At 70.5% G+C, this 6,766-nt stretch carries 6 protein-coding genes; all 6 read left to right on the forward strand.

Annotated features, from left to right (window positions below):
- Positions 1-35 precede the first annotated feature (35 nt).
- The 6 genes from OO57_RS20265 (at position 36) to OO57_RS20290 (ending at position 6,541) form a co-directional block, all read left to right on the forward strand.
- The gene (locus OO57_RS20265; protein WP_033253973.1) at positions 36-1,415 is read left to right on the forward strand and encodes a M16 family metallopeptidase; all 1,380 of its coding nucleotides are present in this window, start codon (positions 36-38) and stop codon (positions 1,413-1,415) included.
- A 26-nt stretch (positions 1,416-1,441) separates the two neighbouring features.
- Positions 1,442-2,188 carry a 4-hydroxy-tetrahydrodipicolinate reductase gene (gene dapB / locus OO57_RS20270; RefSeq protein ID WP_033253974.1) on the forward strand — a complete coding sequence of 249 codons (747 nt, stop codon included), beginning with the start codon at positions 1,442-1,444 and terminating at the stop codon, positions 2,186-2,188.
- Between the two features lies 1 nt (position 2,189).
- Complete coding sequence (locus OO57_RS20275; RefSeq protein ID WP_033253975.1) at positions 2,190-2,651, forward strand: membrane protein; 462 nt, start codon at positions 2,190-2,192, stop codon at positions 2,649-2,651.
- A 36-nt stretch (positions 2,652-2,687) separates the two neighbouring features.
- Positions 2,688-3,473 (forward strand): FAD-dependent thymidylate synthase, encoded by a 786-nt coding sequence (gene thyX / locus OO57_RS20280; protein ID WP_033253976.1) that lies wholly within the window; start codon positions 2,688-2,690, stop codon positions 3,471-3,473.
- A 310-nt stretch (positions 3,474-3,783) separates the two neighbouring features.
- Positions 3,784-4,683, forward strand: a complete 900-nt coding sequence (gene dapA, locus OO57_RS20285; protein ID WP_033253977.1) for a 4-hydroxy-tetrahydrodipicolinate synthase — start codon at positions 3,784-3,786, stop codon at positions 4,681-4,683.
- Between the two features lie 172 nt (positions 4,684-4,855).
- Positions 4,856-6,541: a ribonuclease J gene (locus tag OO57_RS20290; protein ID WP_033253978.1), complete on the forward strand. Its 1,686-nt coding sequence runs from the start codon at positions 4,856-4,858 to the stop codon at positions 6,539-6,541.
- Positions 6,542-6,766: the final 225 nt, after the last annotated feature.

The raw sequence follows: 6,766 nt of genomic DNA on the forward strand, positions 1-6,766 counted from the left end.
GTGCGGGCCGCACCCCGTTCGCAGAAGCCCCGTTCATGAAGCAGCAGTTGGAAGGAACACCCGTGGCCCAGGCCTCGGCGGCGAAGCAGCGCCCCGGAACCACCCGGACCCTGCTCAAGGGCACCGACGGCGCGGGCACCGTCCGCCGTACGGTGCTCCCCGGCGGCCTGCGGGTCGTCACCGAGACCCTCCCGACGGTGCGCAGCGCCACCTTCGGCATCTGGGTCGGCGTCGGCTCCCGCGACGAGACGCCCGTCCTCAACGGCGCCACCCACTACCTGGAGCACCTGCTCTTCAAGGGCACCGCCCGGCGCGACGCCCTGGAGATCTCCGCCGCGCTGGACGCGGTCGGCGGCGAGATGAACGCCTTCACCGCCAAGGAGAACACCTGCTACTACGCGCGGGTCCTGGACACCGACCTGCCGCTCGCCATCGACGTGGTCTGCGACATGCTGACCGGCTCGCTGGTCCGCCCCGAGGACGTGGAGTCCGAACGCGGCGTCATCCTCGAGGAGATGGCGATGGCCGAGGACGACCCGGGCGACGTGGTGCACGACCTGTTCGCCAAGGTGATCTTCGGTGATTCCCCGCTCGGCCGCCCCATCCTGGGCACCCAGGAGACCGTCACCGCGCTCACCCGCGACCAGATCGCGGGCTTCTACCGGCGCCGCTACAAGCCGGAGAACCTGGTGGTCGCCGCCGCCGGGAACCTCGACCACGCCAAGGTGGTCAAGCTGGTCGAGCAGGCCTTCGCGCCCGTCCTGGCCAAGTCCGAGGGCCACCCCGCCGAGGTCCGCCGCGGCGTCAGGGCGGTCCGCACCGCGGGCCGCGCCGCCGTCCTCAACCGCCCCACCGAGCAGGCCCACCTGGTCCTCGGCGTCCCCGGCGTGCCGCGCCACGACGAGCGCCGCTGGGCGATCGGCGTGCTCAACGCGGCCCTCGGCGGCGGCATGAGCTCCCGGCTGTTCCAGGAGGTCCGGGAGAAGCGCGGCCTGGCGTACTCCGTCTACTCCTACTCCTCCTCGTACGCCGACACCGGCCTGTTCGGCATCTACGCGGGCTGCCAGCCCAAGCGGGTCGAGGAGGTGCTGAAGATCTGCCGGGCCGAGCTCGCCCGGGTCGTCGCGGAGGGCATCACCGAGGAGGAGCTGCGCCGCGCCATCGGCCAGATCTCCGGCTCCACCGTGCTCGGCATGGAGGACACCGGCTCGCTGATGAACCGGATCGGCAAGGCCGAACTCTCCTACGGCCACCACCTGTCGGTGGACGAGATGCTCGGGAGGATCGCCGCGGTGACCCTGGACGACGTGCACGCCGTCGCCCGTGATGTGCTGGGGGCGCACCGCCCCTCGCTCGCCCTGATCGGCCCGATCAACGACCGGCGGGCCGCCAAGCTCGCCGACCTGCTGGTCTGACCGACCGGCCTGAGAGGAAGACTGACATGACGCTGCGCGTCGCCGTGATCGGCGCCAGGGGCCGGATCGGCTCGGAGGCCGTCAAGGCCGTCGGGGCCGCCGAGGACATGGAACTGGTGGCCGCCCTGGGCCGCGGCTCCGACCTGGCCGAACTCACCGAGGCCCGGGTCGACGTCGCCGTCGAACTCACCCACCCCGACTCGGTGATGGCCAACCTCGACTACTGCCTCACCCACGGCATCCACGTGGTCACCGGCACCACCGGCTGGACCGAGGAGCGCCTGGAGACCGTCCGCGGCCTGCTCGCGAAGGCACCCGGACTGGGCCTGCTGATCGCCCCGAACTTCTCCATCGGCGCGATCCTCGGGATGAAGTTCTCCCAGCTCGCCGCCCGGTACTTCGAGTCCGTCGAGGTGATCGAACTCCACCACGACAACAAGGCCGACGCCCCCTCCGGCACCGCCACCCGCACCGCCCAGCTGATCGCCGCCGCCCGCACCGAGGCCGGCCTGCCCCCGCAGCACGACCCGACCACCCACGGCCTGCCCGGCGCCCGCGGCGCCGACGTGGACGGCGTCCCGGTGCACGCGGTGCGGCTGCGCGGCCTGCTGGCCCACCAGCAGGTGATGTTCGGCGACACCGGCGAGACCCTCACGATCCGGCACGACTCCATGCACCACAGCAGCTTCATGCCCGGCATCCTGCTCGGCGCGCGGAAGATCGCCGACCACCCCGGCCTCACCTTCGGCCTGGAACACTTCCTGGACCTGTGACATGACCTCCCGCACCGGCTTCTTCGCCCTCTCCGCCGTCCTGCTGCTGGTCGGCCTGGTCTGCATCGGCGAGGGCGTCCAACTGGTCGCCACCGGAAAGCCGCTGGGCATCGGCATCGGCCTGTGCGCCTTCGTCATCCCGGTCATCGGCGTCTGGTTCCTCGTCCAGACCGTCCGCTTCGGCCGGGCCGGCGAGCGGCTCGCCCGCGAACTGGAGGCCGAGGGCGGCCTGCCCGTCGACGAGCTGAAGCGCACCGCCGGCGGCCGGATCGACCGCGCCTCGGCCGACGCGGTGTTCACCCGCCGCAAGGCCGAGGCCGAGGCCGACCCCACCGACTGGCGGAACTTCTTCCGCCTGGCGGTGGCGTACGCGGACGCGGGCGACGTGCCGCGGGCCCGCAAGGCCATGCAGCACGCCATCAAGCTGCACGACCGGGGGGCTTCGCCCGCCGCCGTAGACTGACCCGGAATCCTCCCGAACCCCCCAGGACGTTCTCCCATGCGCGCAGTAGAGCCCCAGGTCCACCTCATCGCCCGCCCCGAACTCGACTACGACGAGGTCTCCGCCTACCTCCGGGACGTCGGCGGCGAGAGCTGGCTGGAGCGGGTCGACCGCGGCGACCTGGACGACGCCCAGAACCTGGCCGAGTTCGCCGGCCGGATCTGCTACCGCTCCTGGAAGCCGGGCCTCAACCCGAACGTCACCAAGGTCCGCACCGACCAGGACGCCTACCTCAAGAACATCCTGGCCAGCGCGCACGGTTCGGTGCTGGAGCACGTCTCCTTCACCTTCGTCCTGCACAACGTCAGCCGGGTGGTCACCCACGAGCTGGTCCGGCACCGGGCCGGCGTCGCGGTCTCCCAGGAGTCGCTGCGCTTCGTCCGCCTCGACGACATCCCGTTCTGGTTCCCCGAGTGGGCCCAGCAGGACGAGGAGCTGATGGGCCGGGCCACCGGCCTGATGCAGCAGATCGAGGAGTTCCAGCACTGGATGGCCGGCCACTTCGGGCTGGACGAGGAGGGCGTGCCCTTCCACGAGAAGAAGGAGAAGACCTCCTTCATGCGCCGCTTCGCCCCCGAGGGCCTGGCCACCGGCCTGGTCTGGACGGCCAACGTCCGCACCCTGCGGCACGTCATCGAGAACCGCACCGCACCGGGCGCCGAGGAGGAGATCCGGCTGCTGTTCGGCAAGATCGGCGAGCTGATGGCCAAGGAGGCCCCGTCGCTGTTCGGCGACTACACCGTGGAGGACGGCGCCTGGGTGCCGGGCTGGCGCAAGGTCTGACGGCCTGACGGGGCGTCGGGGGCCGGGCCGGTGGCGCTCACCCGTGCGGCCTTCCGCCCCGGGCCGCCGCCCGCCCGCTGACCTGCACCGACGGGCAGATGGCCGGACTGTCCGGCATGTCTGGATTGCGGCTTTCTCGGCCGCTCCATACGCTCAGGACACGGATTCCGGTGCTGCGTGAACCCCCGAGCGCGCAGCACCGGAATCCCATGTCCGGCCCGGAATCCGGCGCCTTCCCCACGGCTCCGGACTGTCCAAACCCTGGACCTGCGTGGCTACCGACCACCGCCCTACGAGTAGCTTTGGACCCATGGCTCCGACCTCCACACCGCAGACGCCCTTCGGCCGGGTCCTGACCGCGATGGTCACCCCGTTCACCCCCGAAGGCGACCTCGACCTCGACGGCGCCCAGCGCCTCGCCGCCCACCTGGTGGACTCCGGCAACGACGGCCTGGTGCTCAACGGCACCACCGGCGAATCGCCCACCACCACCGACGCGGAGAAGGCCCAGCTGGCCCGGGCCGTGGTCGAGGCGGTCGGAGACCGCGCCCACGTGATCAGCGGAGTCGGCACCAACGACACCCGGCACAGCATCGAGCTCGCCCGCCAGGCCGCGGCCGCCGGTGCGCACGGCCTGCTCGCCGTCACCCCGTACTACAGCAAGCCCCCGCAGGAGGGGCTGTACCAGCACACCGTCGCCGTGGCCGACGCCACCGAGCTGCCGGTCATGCTGTACGACATCCCCGGCCGGAGCGGCGTCGCCCTCGGACTCGACACCCTGGTCCGCCTCGGCGAGCACCCCCGGATCGTCGCCAACAAGGACGCCAGGGGCGACGTCGCCGCGGCCGCCCACGCCGTCGCCCGCACCGACCTCGCCTGGTACTCCGGCGACGACGTCCTGACCCTGCCGCTGCTCTCGGTCGGAGCCGTCGGCGTGGTCAGCGTGGTCGGCCACGTCGTCGCCCGCGAGATCCGTACCATGATCGAGGCCTTCACGGCCGGCGACACCGCCAAGGCGCTCGCCGTCCACCAGACCCTGCTGCCGGTCTACACCGGAATCTTCCGCACCCAGGGAGTGATCCTCTCGAAGGCGGCGTTGAACCTGCAGGGACACCCGGCCGGACCGCTCCGGCTGCCCCTGGTCCCCGCCACGGACGCGGAGACCGCCCGGTTGAAGGAGGATCTCGCCGCCGGCGGGGTACACCTGTAACCAACAACAGACGTGCGCGCCCCCGGCTCGCCGGACCCACCCGGGTCCGCCGCTGGACCGGGACCGAAGGCGCGCGGCACATCGGCAGTCAGGTAACCACGATGGACGCACGCCATATGCAGCCGGGAGAGGAACCCCCCGGGCATATGGCGTGCGTCGTGAGGAGAGTCTTTTGAGCCACCCCCACCCCGAACTCGGCGCGCCCCCCGCACTCAAGGAAGGCGCCCTCCGCATCACCCCGCTCGGCGGACTCGGTGAGATCGGCCGCAACATGACGGTCCTCGAGTACGGCGGCCGGATCCTGATCGTCGACTGCGGCGTGCTCTTCCCCGAGGACGAGCAGCCCGGCGTCGACCTGATCCTCCCCGACTTCAGCTACATCCGGGACCGCCTCGACAAGATCGACGGCATCATCCTGACCCATGGCCACGAGGACCACATCGGTGCCGTGCCCTACCTGCTCCGGGAGAACCCGGACATCCCGCTGATCGGTTCGAAGCTCACCCTCGCCCTGATCGAGGCCAAGCTCGCCGAGCACCGCATCCACCCCTACGTCCTGGAGGTCGTGGAGGGCGACCGCGAGCGGATCGGCCCCTTCGACTGCCAGTTCATCGCGGTCAACCACTCCATCCCGGACGCCCTCGCGGTCGCCGTCCGCACCCCCGCGGGCATGGTCGTCGCCACCGGTGACTTCAAGATGGACCAGCTCCCGCTGGACGGCCGGCTCACCGACCTCCCCGCCTTCGCCAAGCTGGCCGAGGAAGGCATCGACCTCCTCCTGGTGGACTCCACCAACGCAGAGGTCCCCGGCTTCATCCCGCACGAGCGCGACATCTCCGCGGCCCTGCGCAACGTCTTCGCCAACGCGGACAAGCGCATCATCGTCGCCTCCTTCGCCAGCCACGTGCACCGCATCCAGCAGGTCCTGGACGCCGCGCACGAGTACAAGCGCAAGGTCGCCTTCGTCGGCCGCTCGATGGTCCGCAACATGGGCATCGCCCGCGACCTCGGCTACCTCAAGGTCCCCGGCAACCTGCTCGTCGACGTCAAGACCCTCGACGACCTCCCCGACAAGGAGGTGGTGCTCATCTGCACCGGCTCCCAGGGCGAGCCGATGGCCGCACTCTCCCGGATGGCCAACCGCGACCACCAGATCCGCATCGTCGAGGGCGACACCGTCGTCCTCGCCTCCTCGCTGATCCCTGGCAACGAGAACGCCGTCTACCGCGTCATCAACGGCCTCACCCGCTGGGGCGCCAAGGTCGTCCACAAGGGCAACGCCAAGGTGCACGTCTCCGGCCACGCCTCGGCCGGCGAACTCCTGTACTTCTTCAACATCTGCAAGCCCAAGAACCTGATGCCGGTCCACGGCGAATGGCGCCACCTGCGCGCCGCCGCCGACCTCGGCATCGCCACCGGCGTCCCGCGCAACCGCGTCGTCCTCGCCGAGGACGGCGTCTGCGTGGACCTGGAGAAGGGCGTCGCCCGGGTCGTCGGCAAGGTCCAGGCGGGCTACGTCTACGTCGACGGCTCCTCCGTCGGCGACATCACCGAGGCCTCGCTCAAGGACCGCCGGATCCTCGGCGAGGAGGGCTTCATCTCGGTCTTCGTGGTGGTCGACTCCACCAACGGCAAGATGGTCAGCGGCCCCACCATCCAGGCCCGCGGCTCCGGCATCGATGACGGTGCGTTCAACGCGATCGCCGGCAAGCTGGAGGAGGCCCTGACCCGCTCCGCGAACGAGGGCGTCCTGGAGGTCCGCCAGGTCCAGCAGCTGGTCCGCCGGATCATCGGCAAGTGGGTCGCGGACAACTACCGCCGCCGCCCGATGATCGTCCCGGTCGTCGTCGAGGTCTGAGGCACGACCTGATTTGACCTGGGGCAGCCCGGTGCGTAATGTTCTCCGGGTTGCCCCACGGTCGTGCGGCTTCGCTCCGGATTCGAATTCGTTCGAGTCGAATGGGGCGGGGAAAACAGGCCGAGAAACTCTGGTAGAGTTCGGGAGCGCCGAAAGGCGAAAGCGAATCGGAATGAATGAAACTCCGGAAAACGGAGCGGAAAACCTCTGATAAGCTGGGAACAC

The sequence above is a fragment of the Kitasatospora phosalacinea genome (genome assembly GCF_000717185.1).
Taxonomy (GTDB): domain Bacteria; phylum Actinomycetota; class Actinomycetes; order Streptomycetales; family Streptomycetaceae; genus Kitasatospora; species Kitasatospora phosalacinea_A.

Coding starts and splice junctions, on each gene's coding strand:
- OO57_RS20265 (WP_033253973.1), top strand. CDS start 36: ATGAAGCAGCAGTTGGAAGGAACACCCGTGGCCCAGGCCTCGGCGGCG.
- dapB (WP_033253974.1), top strand. CDS start 1,442: ATGACGCTGCGCGTCGCCGTGATCGGCGCCAGGGGCCGGATCGGCTCG.
- OO57_RS20275 (WP_033253975.1), top strand. CDS start 2,190: ATGACCTCCCGCACCGGCTTCTTCGCCCTCTCCGCCGTCCTGCTGCTG.
- thyX (WP_033253976.1), top strand. CDS start 2,688: ATGCGCGCAGTAGAGCCCCAGGTCCACCTCATCGCCCGCCCCGAACTC.
- dapA (WP_033253977.1), top strand. CDS start 3,784: ATGGCTCCGACCTCCACACCGCAGACGCCCTTCGGCCGGGTCCTGACC.